This window comes from Gilliamella sp. B2772, from assembly GCF_026536985.1.
In the GTDB taxonomy this organism is placed as follows: Bacteria; Pseudomonadota; Gammaproteobacteria; order Enterobacterales; family Orbaceae; genus Gilliamella; species Gilliamella apicola_E.
On the sequence record NZ_JAFNNB010000001.1, the window covers coordinates 996,752 to 1,019,028 of the forward strand.

17 protein-coding genes are annotated in these 22,277 nt (G+C 33.9%); 9 read left to right on the forward strand and 8 right to left on the reverse strand.

Going from position 1 to position 22,277, the window contains the following annotated elements:
* Positions 1 to 20 precede the first annotated feature (20 nt).
* Positions 21 to 1,409 carry an MFS transporter gene (locus J3T98_RS04675; protein ID WP_267362243.1) on the reverse strand — a complete coding sequence of 463 codons (1,389 nt, stop codon included), beginning with the start codon at positions 1,407 to 1,409 and terminating at the stop codon, positions 21 to 23.
* Positions 1,410 to 1,976: 567 nt separating this feature from the next.
* On the opposite strand from J3T98_RS04675, the gene pntA reads away from it, so the two are divergent.
* Entirely contained in the window at positions 1,977 to 3,509 is a 1,533-nt protein-coding gene (gene pntA / locus J3T98_RS04680) for a Re/Si-specific NAD(P)(+) transhydrogenase subunit alpha (protein WP_065562365.1), read from the forward strand.
* Between the two features lie 15 nt (positions 3,510 to 3,524).
* The gene (gene pntB / locus J3T98_RS04685; RefSeq protein ID WP_267362244.1) at positions 3,525 to 4,910 is read left to right on the forward strand and encodes a Re/Si-specific NAD(P)(+) transhydrogenase subunit beta; all 1,386 of its coding nucleotides are present in this window, start codon (positions 3,525 to 3,527) and stop codon (positions 4,908 to 4,910) included.
* A gap of 66 nt (positions 4,911 to 4,976) precedes the next feature.
* Here pntB and J3T98_RS04690 read toward each other — a convergent pair whose 3' ends face one another.
* From J3T98_RS04690 to oxyR, 3 genes are all read right to left on the reverse strand, one after another.
* On the reverse strand, positions 4,977 to 6,005 hold the full coding sequence (locus tag J3T98_RS04690) for an alpha/beta hydrolase family protein (RefSeq protein ID WP_267362245.1): 1,029 nt from the start codon (positions 6,003 to 6,005) through the stop codon (positions 4,977 to 4,979).
* Between the two features lie 99 nt (positions 6,006 to 6,104).
* Positions 6,105 to 6,749, reverse strand: a complete 645-nt coding sequence (fabR, locus tag J3T98_RS04695) for an HTH-type transcriptional repressor FabR (protein WP_065562367.1) — start codon at positions 6,747 to 6,749, stop codon at positions 6,105 to 6,107.
* Between the two features lie 31 nt (positions 6,750 to 6,780).
* Entirely contained in the window at positions 6,781 to 7,704 is a 924-nt protein-coding gene (gene oxyR, locus J3T98_RS04700; protein WP_065562368.1) for a DNA-binding transcriptional regulator OxyR, read from the reverse strand.
* Positions 7,705 to 8,114: 410 nt separating this feature from the next.
* On the opposite strand from oxyR, the gene pcnB reads away from it, so the two are divergent.
* The 6 genes from pcnB to sppA all read left to right on the forward strand — a co-directional run bounded on the left by pcnB (position 8,115) and on the right by sppA (position 16,711).
* Entirely contained in the window at positions 8,115 to 9,416 is a 1,302-nt protein-coding gene (pcnB, locus tag J3T98_RS04705; protein ID WP_267357478.1) for a polynucleotide adenylyltransferase PcnB, read from the forward strand.
* Between the two features lie 74 nt (positions 9,417 to 9,490).
* Complete coding sequence (lptD, locus tag J3T98_RS04710; RefSeq protein WP_267362246.1) at positions 9,491 to 11,878, forward strand: LPS assembly protein LptD; 2,388 nt, start codon at positions 9,491 to 9,493, stop codon at positions 11,876 to 11,878.
* Positions 11,879 to 11,940: 62 nt separating this feature from the next.
* Complete coding sequence (surA, locus tag J3T98_RS04715; RefSeq protein WP_267362247.1) at positions 11,941 to 13,254, forward strand: peptidylprolyl isomerase SurA; 1,314 nt, start codon at positions 11,941 to 11,943, stop codon at positions 13,252 to 13,254.
* Complete coding sequence (rsmA, locus tag J3T98_RS04720; protein WP_267362248.1) at positions 13,247 to 14,044, forward strand: 16S rRNA (adenine(1518)-N(6)/adenine(1519)-N(6))-dimethyltransferase RsmA; 798 nt, start codon at positions 13,247 to 13,249, stop codon at positions 14,042 to 14,044. Before surA ends, rsmA begins: the two co-directional genes overlap by 8 nt.
* 4 nt (positions 14,045 to 14,048) lie before the next feature.
* A complete protein-coding gene (apaH, locus tag J3T98_RS04725) occupies positions 14,049 to 14,861 on the forward strand; it encodes a bis(5'-nucleosyl)-tetraphosphatase (symmetrical) ApaH (RefSeq protein WP_065562373.1) in 813 nt (270 codons plus the stop codon).
* Between the two features lie 32 nt (positions 14,862 to 14,893).
* The gene (gene sppA / locus J3T98_RS04730; protein WP_267362249.1) at positions 14,894 to 16,711 is read left to right on the forward strand and encodes a signal peptide peptidase SppA; all 1,818 of its coding nucleotides are present in this window, start codon (positions 14,894 to 14,896) and stop codon (positions 16,709 to 16,711) included.
* Between the two features lie 27 nt (positions 16,712 to 16,738).
* Here sppA and J3T98_RS04735 read toward each other — a convergent pair whose 3' ends face one another.
* From J3T98_RS04735 to moaC, 4 genes are all read right to left on the reverse strand, one after another.
* Positions 16,739 to 18,553, reverse strand: coding sequence for a sulfatase-like hydrolase/transferase (locus tag J3T98_RS04735; protein ID WP_267362250.1), 1,815 nt, complete (start codon positions 18,551 to 18,553; stop codon positions 16,739 to 16,741).
* A 192-nt stretch (positions 18,554 to 18,745) separates the two neighbouring features.
* Positions 18,746 to 19,189 carry a molybdopterin synthase catalytic subunit MoaE gene (gene moaE / locus J3T98_RS04740; protein WP_255305717.1) on the reverse strand — a complete coding sequence of 148 codons (444 nt, stop codon included), beginning with the start codon at positions 19,187 to 19,189 and terminating at the stop codon, positions 18,746 to 18,748.
* Positions 19,190 to 19,193: 4 nt separating this feature from the next.
* Positions 19,194 to 19,439, reverse strand: a complete 246-nt coding sequence (gene moaD, locus J3T98_RS04745) for a molybdopterin synthase sulfur carrier subunit (RefSeq protein WP_267338187.1) — start codon at positions 19,437 to 19,439, stop codon at positions 19,194 to 19,196.
* A 4-nt stretch (positions 19,440 to 19,443) separates the two neighbouring features.
* Positions 19,444 to 19,929, reverse strand: coding sequence for a cyclic pyranopterin monophosphate synthase MoaC (moaC, locus tag J3T98_RS04750; RefSeq protein WP_065562378.1), 486 nt, complete (start codon positions 19,927 to 19,929; stop codon positions 19,444 to 19,446).
* Positions 19,930 to 20,117: 188 nt separating this feature from the next.
* Here moaC and priA point away from each other — a divergent pair, with 188 nt between their 5' ends.
* A complete protein-coding gene (gene priA, locus J3T98_RS04755; protein ID WP_267362251.1) occupies positions 20,118 to 22,274 on the forward strand; it encodes a primosomal protein N' in 2,157 nt (718 codons plus the stop codon).
* Positions 22,275 to 22,277 lie beyond the last annotated feature (3 nt).

Sequence of the window (22,277 nt, forward strand, 5' to 3'; positions counted from 1 at the left end):
CGTTTTTTATAATTATCTTTTTAAACTTCAGCACTAATCGGACGAGGTATAAGAAAACTACAAAATAGCGCTAACACCGTAATGATTAAACCTAACAACATACCATCAAAGTAACCATCAATTGTGTTTCCATTTATCATCTGAATTGCTGGTAATAAAGCAAAACTCAAACCAGCACCTAAATTAAATGCCCCTGCATTCATACCAGGTAAAAATCCTGGATTATCAGTAGGAGATAAGACGATACCTAATCCATTTAAAATGATATTAGCCATTCCAGCATAAAAAATACCTAAAACAATCACGCCAACCGATAAAATAGGTAAAGAATGAATGCCATAAGACATAATAACTAAAATACCAATAATACAACCTACTAAACCTAATTTGAGCACTTTATTATAGCCCATTATTGGTGCCAATCTTCCTGAAAATGGCCCAACAAACCAACCAATTAAAGCATAAGGTGTGAGAAAAATTAATGATGCCCAATCTGCGTCTAACCCAAAACCTATTTCATGATTTTGGGCAATTGACATCACTAAACCATTAACGATGGCAAAGATCCCAGTCATGGTTAATGTGGTTGTTAATAACAACGCCCAGGTGGCACGCTTTTTCAAATGATTAATTGTGACTAAAGGTTGCTTAGTTCTTTTTTCTACATTCCAAAATAAAATAAAACATAAAAAAGCGAATAAACTTAAACCACTAACAATCAGCCAATTAGCATTGTCAAGTTTACCGGCTTCATTAAGTGCAAGTAATAACGCAGCTATTGTTAAAACAATTAACAAAACGCCTAACCAATCCATCTTGGTACCTTTAGAGGGCTGAGATTCTGACGCAAAACGATGAACAAAAAAAGTCGAAATTGCTGCAACAATAGCTATAATCCAAAATACAGACCGGAAGCCAAAATGCGTAGCAAGTAAACCTCCCGCAATAGCATCAACACCAGCAATACCACCATTTACTGCTGTTATGATACCCATTAACATACCATATTGCTTAACGTCTTTTACTTCAAAACTTAACATTAACAAACATAATGGAACCACTGGCCCTGATACACCTTGAATAATGCGAGCAACATACAAAACTTCAATATTCGGCGCAATAGCAGCAATGACTGTACCTAAAGTCATTATAATCAACATGGCTGTTAATACTTTTTTTCGCCCTTTTATATCACTTAATCGGGGCAAGAATAGTGAAAATAGTGCAGCTGCTGTAAAAAAAGAAGTTTGAGATAGTCCGACAGCTGCATCATTAGTTCCTAATTCTTTCGCTATAGTAACTAACACTGGGCTTAACATGCTTGCATTAAGTTGGAAAGCAACACATGCAGCAAGCAAAGCAACCATTAAAGCCAAGATATTATTTTTTTTCTGGCTTAGATCTGCCATATATTTACCTCATTAAATGTTTTAATTGATCGGTATTTGAATATCATTAGTAACTATACTCAAATGAGATGATTCTTTATTTGTATTTATTTGTATCTATTTGATATATAATTAAATATCAATAATTTTATTTTCTCACGTATAAAACCAATAAAAGGTTATTATCAGAGATAGTGCTGTCGTTGATGTTTTCAGCTGACTATGAAATATTAATTAAAGTTCAAATTAACCTTGTTGAATTATCAGATAATTGCAAAACTTAGTCTGATAACTCACTCACCAATTGAAATATCTAATTAATATTTAACCATAGGTAGAAAAAACAATTTTTTGGCAAACAGAGGTGTTCTTAATGGCGATTAAGATAGTTCACTTTTAAAACAAACTATTCACACTGATTACAAGAGAAATATTCTAATTTCAATTCTCAAATTTAAAATCCACTTATTATTAAATTTAATATTAAGATTTCGATAATAAAAAATAAATTACCTACTCGCACTGTCGCTAATTTGTGCTAAAATCGGGAGACATAAATAATCTTTTTTAACATAAGGATGTAACGTAATGCATATCGGTATACCAAAAGAACGGTTAGCCAATGAAGCTAGGGTTGCAGCAACACCTCAAACTGTTGGACAACTATTAAAACTTGGATTTACAGTTTCAGTAGAACAAGGTGCTGGACACGCTGCTCATTTTGAAGACCAAGCTTTTATTGATGCTGGGGCCACTATTCAAAACACAAAGGATATTTGGCAAAATGATCTTATTTTAAAATTTCACGCGCCAACTGATGATGAAATCGCTCTGATGAAAGAGGGATTAACACTCATTAGTTATATTTATCCAGCTCAACATAAAGATCTTTTAGAAAAACTTGCCACTAAGAATATTACTGTAATGGCAATGGATTGTGTGCCTCGTATTTCACGAGCTCAATCACTAGATGCATTAAGTTCTATGTCTAACATTGCAGGTTATCGCTCTGTTATTGAAGCTGCGAACCAATTTGGTCGATTTTTTACCGGTCAAGTCACTGCTGCAGGTAAAGTACCACCAGCAAAAGTATTGGTAATCGGTGCTGGCGTTGCTGGTCTTGCAGCAATTGGTGCAGCAGTTAGTTTAGGTGCTATTGTTCGTGCATTTGATACACGTCCAGAAGTTGCTGAACAAATCAATAGTATGGGTGCTGACTTTTTAGAATTAGATTTCGAAGAGGAAGCTGGTTCTGGAGATGGCTACGCAAAACAGATGTCTGCAGCCTTTATTGAAGCTGAAATGGCTTTATTTGCTGAACAAGCAAAAGATGTTGATATTATTATCACTACAGCATTAATTCCAGGTAAACCTGCGCCAAAACTTATCTCTAAAGAGATGGTTGAGTCAATGAAACCAGGTAGTGTTATTGTTGATTTAGCAGCCTTAACTGGTGGTAACTGCGAATTAACCAAACCGGGTGAAGTATTCGAAACAGATAATAATGTTAAAATAGTTGGTTATACAGATTTAGCTAACCGAATGCCAGCACAAGCATCACAACTATATGGAACTAACATTGTTAACTTATTAAAATTACTCGCCAAAGAAAAAGATGGTAACATCGACATTAATTTTGACGATGTTGTGATTCGTGGCGTAACTGTCGTTAAAGATAAAGAAATAACATGGCCAGCTCCACCAATTCAAGTTTCTGCACAACCACAGAAAAAAGCGGTTGAACCTATCGCCAAACCAGAACCCACACCAATGCAACCTGCAAAAAAATTTGGCATTTTAGCTTTATTGATTATTGCTTATTTCTGGTTAGCTAATGTGGTTCCTGAAACCTTTTTAGGACACTTCACTGTATTTGCTTTGTCTTGTGTAGTAGGGTATTACGTAGTATGGAATGTAACTCATTCATTACATACACCATTAATGTCAGTTACTAATGCTATCTCTGGTATCATATTAGTAGGTGCAATACTGCAAGTCGGTGATGATAATGGCTTAACTACGGCAATTGCCTTTGTTGCTATTTTAATTGCTAGTATCAATATTTTTGGTGGATTTTTTGTTACACAAAGAATGCTAAAAATGTTTCAACGTGGCAAGTAAAGGAGATTATTGATAATGGGAATAATTCAAGCAGCCTATGTTCTTGCTGCATTACTTTTTATATTTAGTTTACGAGGACTATCAAATCAAGAATCAGCCAAATCTGGAAACATTTATGGCATGGTTGGTATGGTAATTGCACTTATTGCTGCTATTGCAAGTATTAAAGGCGGACTACACTGGATCATTATTGCTATGGTCATTGGTGCAGCTATTGGTCTTTATCTTGCTAAAAAAGTAGAAATGACACAAATGCCAGAGCTTGTTGCACTACTCCACAGTTTCGTTGGTATGGCTGCAGTTCTCGTTGGTTTCAATAGCTTCTTAGATTCTAATATTATGGTTTTCACTGGCAGTGAACTTACTGTACATTTAGTAGAAATTTTTATTGGTATCTTTATTGGTGCAGTTACTTTTTCTGGCTCAGTCGTTGCATTTGGAAAACTAAATGGCCGCATTAGCTCTAAACCACTTTCTATTCCTTATAAACACTACTGGAACTTAGCGGCAATCGTTGTTTCAGTAATTTTGATGTTTACTTTTATTGGTGTGAAAAGTGGCGCAGGCGCACTTGTTAGTCTACTTGTTATGACTATCATCGCATTAGTATTTGGCTTCCATCTTGTGGCATCAATTGGTGGTGCAGACATGCCAGTAGTTATTTCAATGCTTAACTCATATTCTGGATGGGCAGCAGCTGCAGCAGGATTTATGTTAGGTAATGATTTACTTATTGTAACCGGTGCTTTAGTTGGTTCTTCAGGGGCAATTCTTTCTTACATCATGTGTAAAGCAATGAATCGCTCATTCATCAGCGTCATTGCCGGTGGTTTTGGTAGCGATGGTAGCGCATCAAGCTCTTCAGAAGAAGAACAAGGTGAATACCGTGAAATGCAGCCAGCAGAAGTTGCTCAAACATTAAAAGAAGCACGTTCAGTTATTATCGTACCAGGTTATGGTATGGCTGTTGCTCAAGCACAAGGTGCTGTAAGCAATATTACTGAAAAGCTTCGTGGTATGGGTATAGAAGTCCGTTTTGGTATTCACCCAGTTGCAGGGCGTTTACCTGGCCATATGAATGTATTATTAGCCGAAGCAAAAGTACCTTACGATATTGTATTAGAAATGGATGAAATCAATGATGACTTCCCTGATACAGATGTTGTTTGGGTAATTGGTGCAAATGATACAGTTAACCCGGCAGCGGAAGAAGATCCAAACAGCCCTATCGCAGGTATGCCTGTTCTTGAAGTTTGGAAAGCAAAAACGGTTATTATATCCAAACGCTCAATGAATACCGGATATGCAGGCGTTCAAAATCCACTATTCTTTAAAGAAAATAGTTATATGCTATTTGGTGATGCCAAAGATAGTGTTGAAAAAGTTTTACAAAATCTTTAATGACGATTAGTCTTTAGTAGATACAAAATATTACTGCGGCTTTAGCCGCAGTATTTTTATAAGATGTTAAGGGTTTAAATTTTTTTGATCTAAAAAAGTAGTAATTTGATTAATTATTTCATCATGAATTTCGGTTCTGGTTCGTTCCCCGCCATCTTTACAAATGATACTTTCGCCTTTAGCTTCTTGCTCTAATATTTCTATCGCCTGAGGTTTACAAACTTGTATAAAACTAAAATGCATCGCATCTGGTATAACAGTATAAGTAGATAATGATTTTAAAAGAAACCGTCTTAAATAGCCTGATTCAAGTTCTACATTCATATCACCAACATCAACACCAGCTCCAATAATCAAAGAGGGAATATTAATATTTTTCAGACTTTCGGGAGTAAAACCTCTGACTAACCCTGCATCTAAAGAGATAAATGATTTTATTCTTGAATCTAACATACTTTGAGTTAATTTTGGGTTATCAAGACCTAGTTCATTTACTAATTGGCAAGCTTTCAATTGTGAATTTTCAGTACAATCTTCTTTAAATAGATCAATATCAAATCTTGCACCAGCAAGCGCTATTACGGTCCAACCGCCAAGAGAATGCCCAATGGCTGATATTTTATTCATATCAATATGGTTAGCTAATAGCTTATCTTCTTTTAAAATATCAATAGTTTTACTTAGGTCTTCAGGACGTAGCCATAATTTTCTTGATTGATTAATATCTTTATTAAAAAAAGTTGTTCCTGGATGATTTGGCGCAGCAATAATATATCCCTTACCTGCAAGTTCATAGGCAAGCCAACTTAAATTTTGCCAGCTACCACCGTAACCATGAGAAACAACGATTAACGGAAGTTTCCTGGAATCATTGATAGGTATTGCGTTAGGGACAACTTCAGAACCATAAAAAACTACATTATCGCCTATAAATACTGTTTTCTGTTGATTAGTAGTTGGATACCATATTGCAATGTTAAGAGGTCTACCATCTTCTTTTCCATAATGGATTTCCCTAAATCCAACATTTGAATCTGCATAACCAAAAAATGAAATTGAATATATGAAAAAAAACAGATAGTACACTTTAGCCATTAACTTATTCCCTATATAACTGCATTATATAAATAATATTAATCAATAAGATAGGTTTTGATAATAGTGAGTTAAAATAACGATTTCAACTTACAATAATTATTCATTATTATTTTTGATTTTTTCTTTATGATAAAGGTAATAAGCGCCACGAGAAACCATACGAAGTTGAAAAATAAGATCTTCAATTAGTTCTTGGCGTTGTACTATGTCGAAATCAATTGCTTCCGCGCCAGCATTAAATGCGATAGTCACCATTGCTTCGGCTTGAGCTTCATTATAATGATGTGGCATTTGATTGGCATTGTCTAAATAATCAACAAGCTCCACAATAAAGTGCTGAATTTCGCGTGCAATTGCCGATCTGAATGCTGAAGAAGTCCCAGCTTTTTCTCTGAGCAACAATAAAAATACTTTAGGGTTTTTATCAATAAATTCAATAAAGGTGGTTACCGAAGTTCGAAGAACACTCCCCCCCTTTTCAATACGTTTTCGAGCTTGGCGCAATAATTGACGAAGAGTTAAACCGCTCTCATCAACCATCGCTAAACCTAACTCATCCATATCACGAAAATGGCGATAAAATGATGTAGCTGCTATACCTGCCTCACGGGAAACTTCGCGCAGACTTAAACTTGCAAAACCTTGTTCCGCGTTGAGTTGATGAAACGCAGCATCAATTAAACTTCGACGAGTTCTCTCCTTTTGCTGCGCTCTAACACCACAGGTTTTAACATTTTTCATTTTTTAAATTCTGCACAATAAGAAATATAAATTATTTCTGGCCTAACAGTCGTTCTTTTTCAGCAAAGACTTTTGGCATATGGTCACGAATAGTTTTAGCGATAGTTTCATAACGTGAACGTAATGGAGAACCAGGTCGATAAATTAAAGCGATGCTTCTTGTTGGGACAGGATCAGTACATGGAATATAGCAAATATTATCACGAGTACGTTCATTTGGAGCAGCTAACTCTGGAAATAAAGTAATTCCACGTCCTGCTGATATCATACTACGCAATGTTTCTAAACTCGTCGCTTTAAATTGTTTATCTTCATCAATTCCTACCTGAAAACAATACCCCATAGCATGTTCGCGTAAACAATGACCATCCTCCAACATTAAAAATTTCTTCCCTTTCAGACTAGAAAGCTTAACTGTCTGTTTACTAGCTAATTCATCATTTGCAGGAACGGCTAAAAACATAGGTTCATTGAATAAAGGTAGTTCAATAAATTGTGCGGTTTCTTTTACTTGAGCGATAATAGCACAATCCAATTTTCCACTTTCAAGTTGCGCAACAATATTGGCAGTTTGCGCTTCATGTAAATAAAGTTCTAGTTGAGGAAAGGATTCATGTAATACGGTAATCACATGTGGTAATAAATATGGAGCGATAGTCGGAATTAATCCAATATGCATAGGACCCGCCATCTCTTCCCCTTGACGACTAGCCATCTCTTTTAAAATCTGTATATTACGTAAAATTTCTTTAGCTTGCTCAACAAGCATCATGCCAGTTTGAGTAAATAACACTTTACGACTAGTACGTTCAAGTAACATTACGCCTAATTCGTCTTCAAGTTTTCTGATTTGACCACTTAGTGTTGGTTGACTAACATTACAAGCATCAGCTGCTTTACGAAAGTGTCGGAATTCAGCTAATGATACAAAATATTCCAAATCTCGAATATTCATAGAGTCCCCAATAAGTTATCAGTTAATATTTTTATACTCTTAATTGTAAACCAAATTAATAATTATTTTTATCAAAATTCTTTTTTTAAAAGAGTATAAGTTTAATTAAATCAATTAGTCATTAATAAAATAAATAAGATAATCTATTTTGAATTAATTTTTATAAAGTTAAAAAATAATCTAACTAATTGTACTATATAAATTACTATTGTTGATAATTATGTTCAAAAAATCAAATAAAATATTTAATTAATATAAAGAAATTTCCTTTATTTTACTTGGTATAACTATTTCAAGAAAAATGGAAAGTTAGATTTAATTGCGATATAATCGCGCGCTATATTTCAGTATAGACCATTATTAATTCGAGGTGCGCTATTTTTAAACAAGTTTCTCGCTTTTATCGTAAAATGTTCCATCACAAAGAGCGACAAGAGTCGCATTATATTTCCATCTCACGTAATGAGCATAATATTTCTCGTAAAAATATAAGCGAAAATGCGTTGAAAGTACTTTATCGATTGAATAAACAAGGATATGAAGCCTATCTCGTAGGTGGTTGTATTCGCGACCTTCTATTAGGTAAAAAACCAAAAGATTTCGATATTGCGACAAATGCTACACCAGAACAAATTCAAAAGATTTTTCGAAATTGCCGCTTGATAGGTAAACGCTTTCGTTTAGCTCATATTATGTTTGGAAAAGAGATAATTGAAGTTGCAACGTTCCGAGGTGATCATGATGATCAGAGTGAACAAAAGAACATATCAAAACGATCACAAGCAGGTATGTTATTACGAGATAATGTCTATGGAACGATAGAGCAAGACGCCGTTCGTCGTGATTTCACAATGAATGCGCTTTATTATAGTGCCAAAGATTATACAATTCGTGATTATTGTGGTGGACTAAAAGATTTACAAAATGGCATTATTCGATTAATTGGTGAGCCACAAACAAGATATCGTGAAGATCCAGTCAGAATGTTAAGGACAATCCGTTTTGCAGCAAAACTTAACATGAAAATTGACCCTGCTACTGCTGAACCAATAAAAAAACTGGCTCCATTATTAAATAATATTCCTTCTGCCCGCCTTTTTGATGAATCTTTGAAATTATTACAATCAGGATATGGTTACGATACTTATATATTATTAAAGCAGTATCATTTATTTAAACAATTGTTTCCAGTGGTTGAACGTTTATTTACACATGACCATGAAGGAAATATGGAAAAAATGATTGCTCAAGTGTTAAAAAATACTGATTACCGTATAGCAAATGAGCAACGCATAAACCCTGCTTTTTTATATGCAGCATTTTTTTGGTATCCAATTATAGAACAAACTCAATTAAACTGCATTGAGAGCGGTTTGCAATATTATGATTCTTTTTCTATGGCAATTAATGATGTACTAAATGAGCAATGCCGTATTATCGCTATACCAAGACGTTTTACAGCGGTTATGGGTGATATGTGGCGATTACAATTAAGAATGAAAAAACGAGAAGGAAAACGCGCATTTGTCATCTTAGAGCATCAAAAGTTCCGAGCAGCTTATGATTTATTAGAAATGCGAGCCTCTATCGAAAAAGGTGAGCTTTTAGATTTAGCTAAGTGGTGGGATGAATTTCAACAAGTATCGACTGAAAAGAAAATAGCCATGGTAAGACAACTTGGTAAAACGAATAAACGACGAACTAAACGTTAATTTTCATTCGCACTTTTATAAATAACCGCTATAATGTTTCAATTAAAATAATCATAATCATATTCTAATCATTAATGAAAAAATTATCGCTTTCTCGTATTGCTATAGCTATAACATTTTCTTTGTACAATTATAGCAGCCCAAGTTATGCAATAGATTTACCAAAAAATGGCACTACTAATCCGCAGTGTCTTGTTGGCGTACCTAAGTTTGAGCGACCAATTGTTAATGGAGATATAAATACATTACCTATTAATGCAGATGCAGATGAGTTTGAAGGACTTTATCCTAATTTAGCTATTTACAAAGGTCATGTTTATGTAGAGCAAGGCAATCGTACAGTTTTAGCTGATAAAGTGACAATTGACTCAAAAGATGCAAATAATCGGATGGTTATACTCGATGGTGATATCACTTATCAAGATAATATGATACGAACCAAAGGTAACCACGCATCAATGAATCTAAACAACAATGATGCCAATATGAATCCAAGTGAGTATCAATTAGTTAATAGACTTGGGCGTGGTGAGGCCGATGAGATCAAACTTGAAAAGAATCGCTATGTCATTCTTAAAAATGGTAGTTTTACCTCCTGTCCTGTAGGTGATAGTGCTTGGAATATTAAAGGTTCAACAATTATTCACGATAATGAAGAACAGTTGTTAGAAGTTTGGAATGCGGTATTTAGAATAGAGAAAGTACCTGTTCTTTACTCACCTTATTTACAATTGCCTACGGGCAATAAAAGACGATCGGGGTTGTTAATTCCTAATTTTGGTTACGATAGTGTTGATGGTATCGATTTTTCATTACCGTATTATTGGAACATTGCTCCAAATTATGATGCGACCATAACACCGCGAATACTACAACACCGTGGTGTACAGTTACAAACTGAGTTTCGCTATTTAAATCAATTAGGATTAGGGACTTTCGCTTTTGACTGGTTACAGCATGATAATCAATACAGTGACGATAGAAAAAAATCAACAAATGGCAACAGATACGATAACAATCGTAATCGATGGTTATTCTATTGGAAAAACGACGAATTAATTAACTACAATTGGCGTTTTATAGCTGATACTACACGAGTCAGTGACAATCAATATTTAACAGATCTCAGTTCTAAATATGCGTCTCAAACAGCTGGATATCTGACTCAGTTTTATAAATTAGCATACAATGATGAAAATTGGGATGTTGCTTTAGGTTACAAACACTTCCAACCATTCCACTATGATATTCTTTACCAAACTCAGCCTCAATTAGATATCAACTATTATAACTACGAGCTGGGACCATTAAAATTGAAGACTTTTTCACAACTTTCTCATTTTATAAATTCAACAGATAATGAACCCGAAGCTTGGCGAGTCCATATAGAACCAACTATTAATTATACAGTTACAAATTCTTGGGCAAATTTATCTGCAGAAACTGGTTTTATGGCAACTCATTACAACCAGAAAAACATATTTAAATATAATAATAATCTTGAACACATAAAAGAAGGGATAAAGTTAGATCGCACTGTAAATCGTTTTATACCGAAATTTAGTATTGATGGTAAAGTAATTTTTGAAAGAGACTTTGATCTAATCGATGGGTATAGCCAAACACTCGAACCTAGAGTGAAATATACTTATAACCCTTATCGTAACCAATCAAATATTGGAAATTACGATTCCACACTATTACAAGCCGATTATATTGGTTTATTTAGAGATCAAACATATAGTGGTTTAGACCGTATTGCATCAACAAATAAACTTTCAACGGGTGTAACTACACGTTTTTATGATAGTAACAAAGTTGAAAAATTTAATATGTCCTTAGGGCAAATTACCTATTTTACAAAATCTAAAACCGGTGATCACAATAATGAATTAGATAAAAATTCTGATACGGGTAGTGTCACTTGGGCAACAGATAATTTCTGGCAAATTAGTGACGATATTATTTTCCGAAGCGGGATTCAATACGACACCCGTATCGATACTATTTCGCTAGCCAATACAACGTTTGAATATCGACCATCGGGTGACAGATTAATTCAATTATCTTATCGTTATGCCAATCGTAACTATATTGACACTGTAGATGACAGGTATAAGTATTCCGCATATAAAGGTTACAAACAAGATCTTTCTCAAGCCGGCATTATGGTTAGTTGGCCACTATCTGAAAAAGTGAGTGCTGTGGGATCTTATTATTATGATATTAAGCAAAAACAGATTTCAGACAGTTTTATTGGGGTAAATTATAGCGACTGCTGTTGGGGAGTAACCGTACAATATGGACGCAAATTAACCGACTGGGATAACACAGAACATATAAGTAAATACAAAAACAAACTGTCAATTAACTTTGAACTTAAAGGTTTAGGAAGTAATCGTGACACGCAAGCCAAAATGTTAAACTTTGGTAAATTACCTTATACAACAACATTTGAATAAACATACTAATAAATTTATTGTGGTAAATTTAATACCGCAACAACATAATGAGTTGAGTAAATATGAAATTATTAAAACTTTTTATTGCATTAAACTTGAGTGTTAATTTAGTGCTCTTTACACCTTTTTCAGCAAATGCTGCTCCAAAAGTGGTTGAACAGGTTGCAGCTGTTGTGAATAACAACGTCATTTTAGAAAGTGATGTTAGTGACATGCTCAAAACGATTAAAGCGAGCGCCGATCCTAAATCTTTACCTAATGATAAAATACTTAGAAAACAAATTATTGATCGCCTTGTTGTTGAAAAATTAATTTTACAAAGAGCGGCTAAAGCAAAAATTACTATTAGTGATGATGAAGTTACCGCCGCAATCGATAGAATTGCGGCTGAAAATGGTATGACAATAGATCAACTAAGAAGCAGATTATCAACTATGGGCATGAGCTATAGCACTTATCGTGATCGTATTCATACTGATATGCTAATAGAACAAGCGCGCCTGCATGAAGTTCGACCTAGAATCAAAGTTTCTAATAGAGAAGTAGAACATTTAACCAAAACAATGGCTAACCAACCAACTAACAATATTGATGTTAAAATTAGTCATATTCTAATTACTATTCCAGAAAAAGCGTCTAAACAACAAGTTGACAGTGCTACCAATAAAGCGATGGACATCATCAATCGTGCAAAAAAAGGGGAAAATTTTGCTAAATTAGCCGCATCATACTCAAATGATGACCTTGCTTTAAAAGGTGGATCAATGGGCTGGAAAAAGTTAAATGAGTTACCTACTATTTTTGAGGAACGACTAATTCGAGCGCCAAAAGGAAGTATTATAGGACCAATTCGCTCTGGAGTTGGGATTCACATATTAAAAGTTGACGATAACCGTTCTGAAACACCACAAAAAATTACACTTCAAGAAGTTAATGCTCGTCATATTTTAATTAAAACCAACGTATTAGTTACCGATCAGGTGGCTAAACAAAAATTAATTAACATTCGCAAAGCCATTACCAGCGGAGCAACAACTTTTGCTGCAGCAGCAAAAGCTAACTCAGAAGACACAGGTTCAAAAGATAGTGGTGGTAATTTAGGATGGAATAGGCCAGAAGTTTATGATGAAGGTTTCAGGACTGCATTATCACAATTGAAAAAGGGTGAAATCAGTCAACCAATAAAATCATCTTATGGTTGGCATATAATCCAACTAATTGATACCAGACAAACTGACGGTACAAACTTAGTTAAAAAAGATCAAGCTTATCGTATGATTTTCAATAGAAAATTTGCTGAAGAAGCACAAGTTTGGATTCAAGAGTTAAAAGGTGATGCATATATCAAAATTACAGGTGAAGGTAAGAATGAATAATCGTGTTCATCAAGGTCATTTTGCCCGTAAACGATTTGGTCAAAACTTTCTACATGATAATTATATTATTGAAAGTATTGTGGCAGCCATACAACCTAAGAAAGGAGAAGCACTAGTTGAAATAGGACCTGGGCTTGCCGCATTGACAGTACCTGTAAGTAAATTGGTAGATCATTTAACTGTTATTGAGATTGATAGAGATTTAGCTAGCCGATTAGTTGAAAATCCTTTTTTACAAAATAAAATCAGTGTGATTGAACAAGACGCACTAAATTTTGCTTTCAACAAATTGTCCGATACATTAGGTCAACCTCTGAGAGTTTTTGGTAATTTACCTTATAATATTTCAACACCATTGATGTTTCACTTATTCGAATATGCACCAATCATTACTGATATGCATTTTATGCTGCAAAAAGAGGTTGTTACTCGTTTAGTTGCTGCACCTAACAGCAAAAGTTATGGTCGATTGAGTGTTATGGCACAATACTACTGCCAAATCATCCCTGTTTTAGAAGTACCCCCTACAGCTTTTAAACCAGCACCTAAAGTTGATTCAGCTGTAGTTAAACTAATACCTTACAAAGAAAAGCCCTATTTAGTTAATGATATTAAAGTACTATCACGTATTACTACCGAAGCTTTTAACCAAAGACGTAAAACAATTCGTAATAGCTTAAGTAATTTATTTAACAGTGGGCAAATAGCTGAATTAGGTATTGACCCGAATTTACGTGCGGAAAATTTGACAGTACAACAATATTGTCTATTAGCAAACGCTTGGAAATAACCTTATGGCAAATCTAATAATTGGTGATATTCACGGCTGTTATGATGAGTTTATGCGACTATTAGAGAAAGCTGATTTTTCATCATCAGATACCTTATGGCTTACTGGAGATTTAGTTGCTAGAGGACCAAAATCACTTGAAGTTCTTAGATTTGTAAAACAAAACAGCGAACAAATAAGATTAGTTTTAGGTAACCACGACTTACATTTACTATCAATTTACGCCAATGTTACACCATCAAAAAAGAAGGATAATCTTGACGAACTCATCCACGCTGATGATTTCGATGAACTAATGAATTGGTTGCGTAAACAACCATTAATTCAAATAGATGAAAAATTAAAACTTATTATGACTCATGCCGGAATATCTCCACAATGGGATCTTGAAACATTGAAAAAATGTGCTAATGATCTTCATCAGGTTTTAAGTAGTGACTCATATCCCCTCTTTCTTGACAAAATGTATGGTAACTTTCCTGATGAATGGTCATATGAATTACAAGGGTTAGATCGATTACGCTTTATTGCTAATGCTTTAACAAGAATGCGTTATTGTTACGAAGATGGACGGCTTGATTTTTATTGTAAAGATCAACCAGATGAGGCCCCATCGAAACTTAAACCATGGTTTTCATTACCAAGTAAAATTCCGTCAGAATATAGTATTGCTTTTGGTCATTGGGCAGCATTGAATGGAAAAGGAACACCTGAAAATATTTACGCACTCGATACAGGGTGCTGTTGGGGTGGCAAATTAACATGTTTACGATTTGAAGATAAAAAATATTTCAAAAAGAAAAACATGAAAAATTAAAAATAAAAGAATAATTAAAGGGTTATTTTATTATGTCTGTAATAACTGTTATAAAATCAATTTGGAAAGGTATCAATTTAATTAGAGAAATATTTCTTAACCTAATTTTCTTAATCATAATCCTATTGATCTTGAGTGGTATTGCATTATTTAAAGAATCACAAAAGCAAGACATTATTCCTCAATATGGCACATTAGTTATAAATCTTGAAGGCGTTATTGTCGACAATTCGCTTTATAGTGATGAATTGTATGAAATACAAAATAAATTATATGGTAAAAGAGTAAATCTATCACGTGAAAATAATTTATTCGATTTAGTGCAAAAAATATCACAAGCTACATCAGATCCTAATATAAATAGCATAGTCCTAAAATTGGACAACTTTGTCGGAGCAGACTTGAGTTCTTTGAAATATATTGGTAAATATTTAGACAGATTCAAAGAGGCAAATAAGCCTATTTATGCTATTGGTTCAAGCTTCAATCAAAGCCAATATTATTTGGCGAGTTATGCTAATAAAATCTATTTAACCCCATTAGGTGCAGTTAATGTTTTTGGATTATCCGCCAATAATTTGTACTACAAAACATTATTAGACAACTTAAAGATTAATACTCATGTTTTCCGTGTAGGAACTTATAAATCAGCGATTGAGCCATTTATCAGAGATAATATGTCAGAAGAAGCAAGAAGTAACACTTCTCGATGGTTAAATTTAATGTGGAATAACTACCTTAATGACATTTCTGCAGAACGCAAAAAAGCACCAACACAACTAGTTCCTTCAACCGATAAAATGTTATCAGAACTAAAATCTGTTAATGGTAATATGGCCCAATACGCTTTAGCAAACGGCTTAATTGATGCGATAAGTGATGAATTTAATTTTGAACTTGAACATAAAATAAAACAAAAAGTCAGTATTTATGATTATAGACTTAAGGAAAATGCTGAAGAATCAAACAAAGAACCAAAAATAGCTGTCATTTTTGTGAATGGAACTATTACTAACGGCACAAATAGCAGTAATGTAGCTGGTAGCCAAGATATTGTTAAACAATTAAGAGATATTCGTAATAAATTACAAAGTAATAACATACAGGCTGTCGTACTCAGAGTAAATAGTCCAGGAGGAAGTGTCGAAGCTTCAGAAGCAATTCGCAGTGAACTAGAAACTTTACGTCGTTACCAAATCCCGGTTGTTGTTTCTATGGGCGGAATGGCTGCTTCCGGAGGATACTGGATATCAACTGCTTCTGATTATATTGTCGCTAGTCCGAATACGATTACAGGTTCTATAGGTATTTTTGGCATTGTACCAACCTTTGAAAATTCACTTTCTCATATTGGTGTTTATAACGATGGGGTTTCAACCTCACCATTGGCCAATAACAGCTTAACTCAAAATTTATCCGATGAAATGAATCAATTTATTCAAATGAATATTGATAATGGTTACTTTAATTTCATCTCTTTAGTAGCAAAAGCTCGTAATATGACCTCAGAACAAGTAGATCATATAGCTCAAGGGCAAGTTTGGCTCGGCTCCGAAGGAAGTAAAAATGGCTTAGTGGATAAGTTAGGGGATTTTGACGATGCGGTTGATATGGCTGCAACATTAGCCAATATTTCTAATTATAAAATAGATTGGCAAAAGCCTGAAGGCAGTTGGTTCAATGCACTTTACTCAGATATGTTTGCTATGATGCCAAAATCAACAGCAGAGGTATTTTTTGAGCATATCCCAGAAGTAAAACAAATTAAGCAACAAGTTTCACTATGGGATAAGTTCCAAGATTCACAAAACCGTTATATTTACTGTCTAAACTGTGCTGATGTTCGATAATAAAAATCCACCTTACGGTGGATTTTTTTATTTTTGTGTCTGGAAAAAATAACGCATATCATTCATTGCCGCTTGGATTGTTTTATAATCAGGTGTCTTATCGACCTGATTATTATGACAATCAAAATAGTGGCTTATACCAAGACGATTAACAAAATAGATGTTGTCTCTAGTCCGAACTGCATAAGAACTATAATTTGACATTAATAGCCAATCTCGATCGATTATTGGGCTAAATAAATCATAACCTGTCGAATAATCTGAAATATCATTTTCCACATGCAAATAATGTCGCATTATTGTTGGAACGACATCTTCATGATTGGTAAATTTATTTATATTATTTGTGATATATTTAAGATCTTTTGCTCCAACTATGATAAAAGGTACTTTAGTTTGAGCATCAGTATAGTTACCATTATGACCCCAAAAACCCAGTTTATTGTCATTCATTTCTTGTGAATGATCACCTGTTATAAAGATTAACGTATTATCTAGCGAGCCTGATCGTTCAAGTTCATCATAGACCTTTTGAAGCAAATAATCATCATAGTAGACACTTTGTTTATAACGATTAAAAATGGGAACAGGATCTGTATCATTGCTTAATGTCATATAATTCAGCTCGCCAATTGGATTGAATTTAACTTCAAAATAATTGGGAAAATCATAAGCATGTGGTGCATCAAAAAATAAAAATGAAAAACTTGGTTTAGATGTATCTCTACTCTTATACCAGTTTAGCCAATCATCAGTTAACTGTTTATCTCGACTCGATGCAGATCCATCTTTACTACTAATTCTTAAGTTTTTAATGGTTAAAAATGCCGTACGATCGAATTCTGGCGCAGTAACTTTGGCTGAAGTAAATATACCTATATTATAATTTTCTTTTTGCAATGTTGTTATGAATAACGAGGGAATTCTATTTCTTAAAAATGCATCCCAATACGTGCCGGGGATACCATAAAAAAGTCCAAAAATACCAGTTCGAGTTGCATTCCCTGTTGAGTAATGATTATTAAAAATTATTCCATTATTCTGTTTCACAAAATGGTAAGTATTGGGTGAAATTTCTTGACTAAAAGTATCATAACGCCAAGAATCTAAGACAATAAACATAATATTGGGTGTTGTAGTATTATGAGGGTTAATCATCAGCTCATTTTTAGGATAATAGATAGTTGCGTGTTGGTTCTCCTTTTCTATAAGTGTCTTACGTTGCCCTGATTTATCAAACAATCCCATTATCTTTTTCGAGGTAAATGGACGATATAATGGAATATATTCTTTAACAATCATGATGGGGGAATAGGCGTAATAAAACGCAACCATATGAATTAAATGACTAATAAAAAAACAACCTAAAAGAAATACTGTCGATACGATTAATATTCTTGAACGTTTTTGGCTAAATTTTTTATCTAACAAATAAAGAATTAAATATTCTGCTCCAAAAGATACTAATATTAACAAAAACATCAAAACATAAGTGATCGTTGAAAAATCGACAACTTGCCCCGAGAAAACCATTGACAGCACAGATTCATTGATATGAAATCGATACTGCTGAAAAACAATAGTATCAACATACAGCACAATCTGTAACAAACTAAATAAAGCAGCTAAACAAATATTACTTAACGTTCTCTTCACCCAAATAAACGGAAAACATAAAATAAAAAGTAATAAATAAACAGAGAAAAAATGGCCTAACACGGCTAATAGAGAAAAAAAGCTTCCATCCCAACTAAACGATGAACCAGGCACCCAAAAATATCGGATAGTAATGATAGACGAAATAAAAATATTTATTAATACGAACGAATAGAGTTTTTTCATATAGCTCCACGAGCAATAGGATTAAAAATTTTTAATAATAGCGATTTTTCTACTTAAAATTAGTACTTTCCTCAAAATTTTTAACAAAAAAAGATAAATATGAAGAGATTAATATAAGCTTAACAAAAAAGGCTCTTTTTTGAGCCTCTGAAGACATTTTGATGATGAAATCTATTATAGACTAAATAAATATTAATACCATTTCTTCAATGCATTTATATCCGATTGCTTGGCTTCTACCCAATTTTCGCCACTAGAAGTCTGTTCCTTCTTCCAAAATGGAGCCTCATTTTTTAGTACATCCATAATAAACTCCGCTGAAGCAAAAGCATCACTGCGGTGTGCTGCACTAACACCAACAAAAACAATACTTTCATTTGCATAAATTTGACCCACACGATGGACTATTGCAACACGATTAATCGACCATCTATCTCTGGCTTGATTAATAATATTGCACAGCACCTTTTCAGTCATTTCTGCATAATGCTCTAACGTTAAACTTATAACTTGGTTTTCAAAACTACGCACCTTACCCATAAAAGTCACTACAGCACCATCTATAGGCGATTGATAAAGCCAAGTTATTAATGAATTCACATCAATGGGAGATTGGTTAACTTGAATAATGTTCACACTGTTAACCACCTGTAACTGGAGGGAAAAAAGCAATTTCATCACCCTTTTGAATGACATAGTCATAGTCAACTAAAGTCTGATTAACTGCACATAATACTGTTTTTTCTTTTAAAGCTAATACCCACTTATCACCACGCAAACTAAGGTGATCTAAAAGTTGATTTATTGACATTTGCTCTACCGATAATTCAAGTTTTTCAACCCCAATTAATTCTCTAATTTGTGCAAAAAAAATAATTTTGTTCATAGTATCACTGCTCTGCCGCATTAAATTCGCCCGATTTACCACCAATTTTATTCAGTAACCGAACTTGATTAATAACCATATCTTTTTGGTTAGCTTTACACATATCATATATCGTTAATGCAGCAACTGAAGCAGCAACTAAGGCCTCCATTTCGACACCTGTTTGGCCCCTTAGCCGACAAATTGTTTCAATCCTAATGCTGTGATTTTCAAATACAGGTTCAATATTGACTTCAATTTTACTTAGAAGTAGTGGATGGCAAAGTGGAATCAAATCCCATGTTCGTTTAGCCGCTTGAATACCGGCAATTCTTGCAGTTGCAAAAACATCACCTTTATGATGTTTCCCTTCAATAATTAGGTTAAATGTTTCAGCATTCATTAATACTATTGACTCGGCTCGAGCTTCTCGTAAAGTTAACTTTTTTTCAGAAACATCAACCATATGTGCATCACCATGTTGATTAATGTGTGAAAATGATGCTGACATTTTTAACTACCTTTAAATATTATGCTTTAACTTGCTGTTCAAGATAACAAATTTTGTTTATGGATACTACTATCATATAAATAAAGTTTTTAGATAGTTAACTCAAAAATAATTAATTTCTCTATGTAACTTTTGCGAGTTAAATAAAATCTGCGTACAATATCAATTTTTAATAATAGTGATTGTTAATGCTGATTGCCCATGTAGCCTTACCGGTACCCCTTTATCGACTGTTTGATTACAAACTAACAGTACCTGCTGAAATTGGTGCGCGGGTTAGAGTGCCTTTTGGTAAAAGGGAAATGATTGGAATAATCATTAAAATTGATCAACAATCGACCTTTGATAGCGAAAATTTAAAATCAATTACCGCAATTATTGATACCAAAAACCCCTTTCCTCAACCAATTTGGCAGTTATTGAATTGGGCAACAAGTTATTATCACTTTCCAATTGGCGAAGTCATATTTCATGCCATGCCAGTTCTATTAAGGCAAGGTCGTCAAGCTATCAAGGATGATATAAAACAGTGGCAATTAACACCTCTAGGGCAACAAATTGATTTAAGCTTATTATCACGTGCACCAAAACAAAAGTTATTATTATCTTCACTTAGAAACAACTGTTTAAATGAAGACGAATTTAGTTCAAATTTATATCAAGAATTACAAAAAAAACAGCTTATAGAATTAGTTTATCAACAACCTGACAATATTTGCTGGCAATACTCGACCAACCCAACATCGATCCAATTAAATGATGAACAATCTAATGCCATAGAGACTATTAATAAACAGAATAAACAATTTGGTGTATTTTTGCTTGATGGTATAACTGGTTCAGGAAAGACTGAAGTTTATTTAAATATAATTGCAGATGTGTTATCACAAGGTAAGCAAGCTTTAGTTTTAGTTCCTGAAATTGGTTTAACACCTCAAACAATAAAGCGTTTTAAACAGCGCTTTAATGCCCCGATTGATATTTTACATTCAGGCTTAACAGACAAGGAACGTTTAGATGTTTGGTTAAGAAGTAAAGACGGTGAAAATGCCATTGTCGTAGGTACTCGTTCTTCGCTTTTTACTCCCTTTAAAGATTTAGGTATCATTATTATCGACGAAGAGCATGATAGTTCTTACAAACAACAGGAAGGATGGCGTTATAATGCTAGAGATCTAGCAATTATCCGAGCTAGAATTGAAAATATACCTATAGTTTTAGGTTCCGCAACGCCTTCTCTTGAATCGATTAATAATGCACAAACTCATAAGTACCAGCACCTCAAGCTTACTCAAAGAGCGGGTAACGCCCAATTAGCCAAACAATCTATTTTAGATATTCGCGGCATGGCTTTAGCTTCAGGTTTATCTCAACCACTTATAGAAAAAATAAAAACGCATTTAAATAACAATAACCAAGTGATGTTATTTCTTAACCGTAGAGGGTTCGCACCATTAATAATTTGCCATGATTGTGGTTGGATAGCGGAATGCCCACGTTGTGATCGCCCTTATACTTATCATAAAAAGCAGAATAAACTGATTTGTCATTATTGTGATACGCCAAGAGAAGTGCCAAAACAGTGCCCTAAGTGTGGTTCGACCCAGTTACTACCAATTGGATTTGGAACGGAGCAACTTGAAAAACAACTTAATATTTTGTTCCCAAATATAAAAGTTACTCGTATTGATCGCGACACGATAACTAAAAAAGAAGCACTGAATACCTATTTAAATGATATTCATAAAGGCGGAGCTCATATTTTAGTCGGCACACAAATTTTGGCTAAAGGTCATCACTTTCCTGATGTGACGTTAGTTGGCATAATTGATGTTGATGGCGCCTTATTTTCAAGTGATTTTAGAGCAACTGAAAGATTTGCTCAAATTTATACTCAAGTATCAGGCCGAGCTGGTCGTGAAACAAAAGCTGGCGAAGTGATTCTACAAACCTATCATCCAGAGCACCCTTTATTAAATACTTTATTAAATGAAGGTTATCAGGCATTTGCAAAACAAACATTAATTGAACGTCAACAAACTTTACTGCCACCATTTAGCTATCAGGTGTTAATTCGTGCTGCTGACCGTAATAATTTACAGGCACCAAAATTTTTACAGCGTATCCATGATTGGTTAAAGTCCAATTATGACCATAATTTATGGCAACTTGGTCCAATGCCTGCTAATCAACCTAAAAAAGCGGGTTATAATCGTTGGGAATTATTGTTACAACATACGAACAGACAATTATTACAACAAATATTAGATAATCTTATAACTGAACAGTGGAGTGAAGCATCAAACGTAAGATGGAGTATTGACGTTGATCCAATTGATAATTAAAAA

Excerpts from the sequence above, each read along its gene's own strand:
- apaH (WP_065562373.1), top strand. The coding sequence starts at position 14,049 with ATGGCAAATCTAATAATTGGTGATATTCACGGCTGTTATGATGAGTTT.
- pntA (WP_065562365.1), top strand. The coding sequence starts at position 1,977 with ATGCATATCGGTATACCAAAAGAACGGTTAGCCAATGAAGCTAGGGTT.
- priA (WP_267362251.1), top strand. The coding sequence starts at position 20,118 with ATGCTGATTGCCCATGTAGCCTTACCGGTACCCCTTTATCGACTGTTT.
- fabR (WP_065562367.1), bottom strand. The coding sequence starts at position 6,749 with ATGAAAAATGTTAAAACCTGTGGTGTTAGAGCGCAGCAAAAGGAGAGA.
- oxyR (WP_065562368.1), bottom strand. The coding sequence starts at position 7,704 with ATGAATATTCGAGATTTGGAATATTTTGTATCATTAGCTGAATTCCGA.
- rsmA (WP_267362248.1), top strand. The coding sequence starts at position 13,247 with ATGAATAATCGTGTTCATCAAGGTCATTTTGCCCGTAAACGATTTGGT.
- J3T98_RS04735 (WP_267362250.1), bottom strand. The coding sequence starts at position 18,553 with ATGAAAAAACTCTATTCGTTCGTATTAATAAATATTTTTATTTCGTCT.
- moaC (WP_065562378.1), bottom strand. The coding sequence starts at position 19,929 with ATGTCAGCATCATTTTCACACATTAATCAACATGGTGATGCACATATG.
- moaD (WP_267338187.1), bottom strand. The coding sequence starts at position 19,439 with ATGAACAAAATTATTTTTTTTGCACAAATTAGAGAATTAATTGGGGTT.
- J3T98_RS04690 (WP_267362245.1), bottom strand. The coding sequence starts at position 6,005 with ATGGCTAAAGTGTACTATCTGTTTTTTTTCATATATTCAATTTCATTT.
- pntB (WP_267362244.1), top strand. The coding sequence starts at position 3,525 with ATGGGAATAATTCAAGCAGCCTATGTTCTTGCTGCATTACTTTTTATA.
- sppA (WP_267362249.1), top strand. The coding sequence starts at position 14,894 with ATGTCTGTAATAACTGTTATAAAATCAATTTGGAAAGGTATCAATTTA.
- lptD (WP_267362246.1), top strand. The coding sequence starts at position 9,491 with ATGAAAAAATTATCGCTTTCTCGTATTGCTATAGCTATAACATTTTCT.
- surA (WP_267362247.1), top strand. The coding sequence starts at position 11,941 with ATGAAATTATTAAAACTTTTTATTGCATTAAACTTGAGTGTTAATTTA.
- pcnB (WP_267357478.1), top strand. The coding sequence starts at position 8,115 with ATGTTCCATCACAAAGAGCGACAAGAGTCGCATTATATTTCCATCTCA.
- J3T98_RS04675 (WP_267362243.1), bottom strand. The coding sequence starts at position 1,409 with ATGGCAGATCTAAGCCAGAAAAAAAATAATATCTTGGCTTTAATGGTT.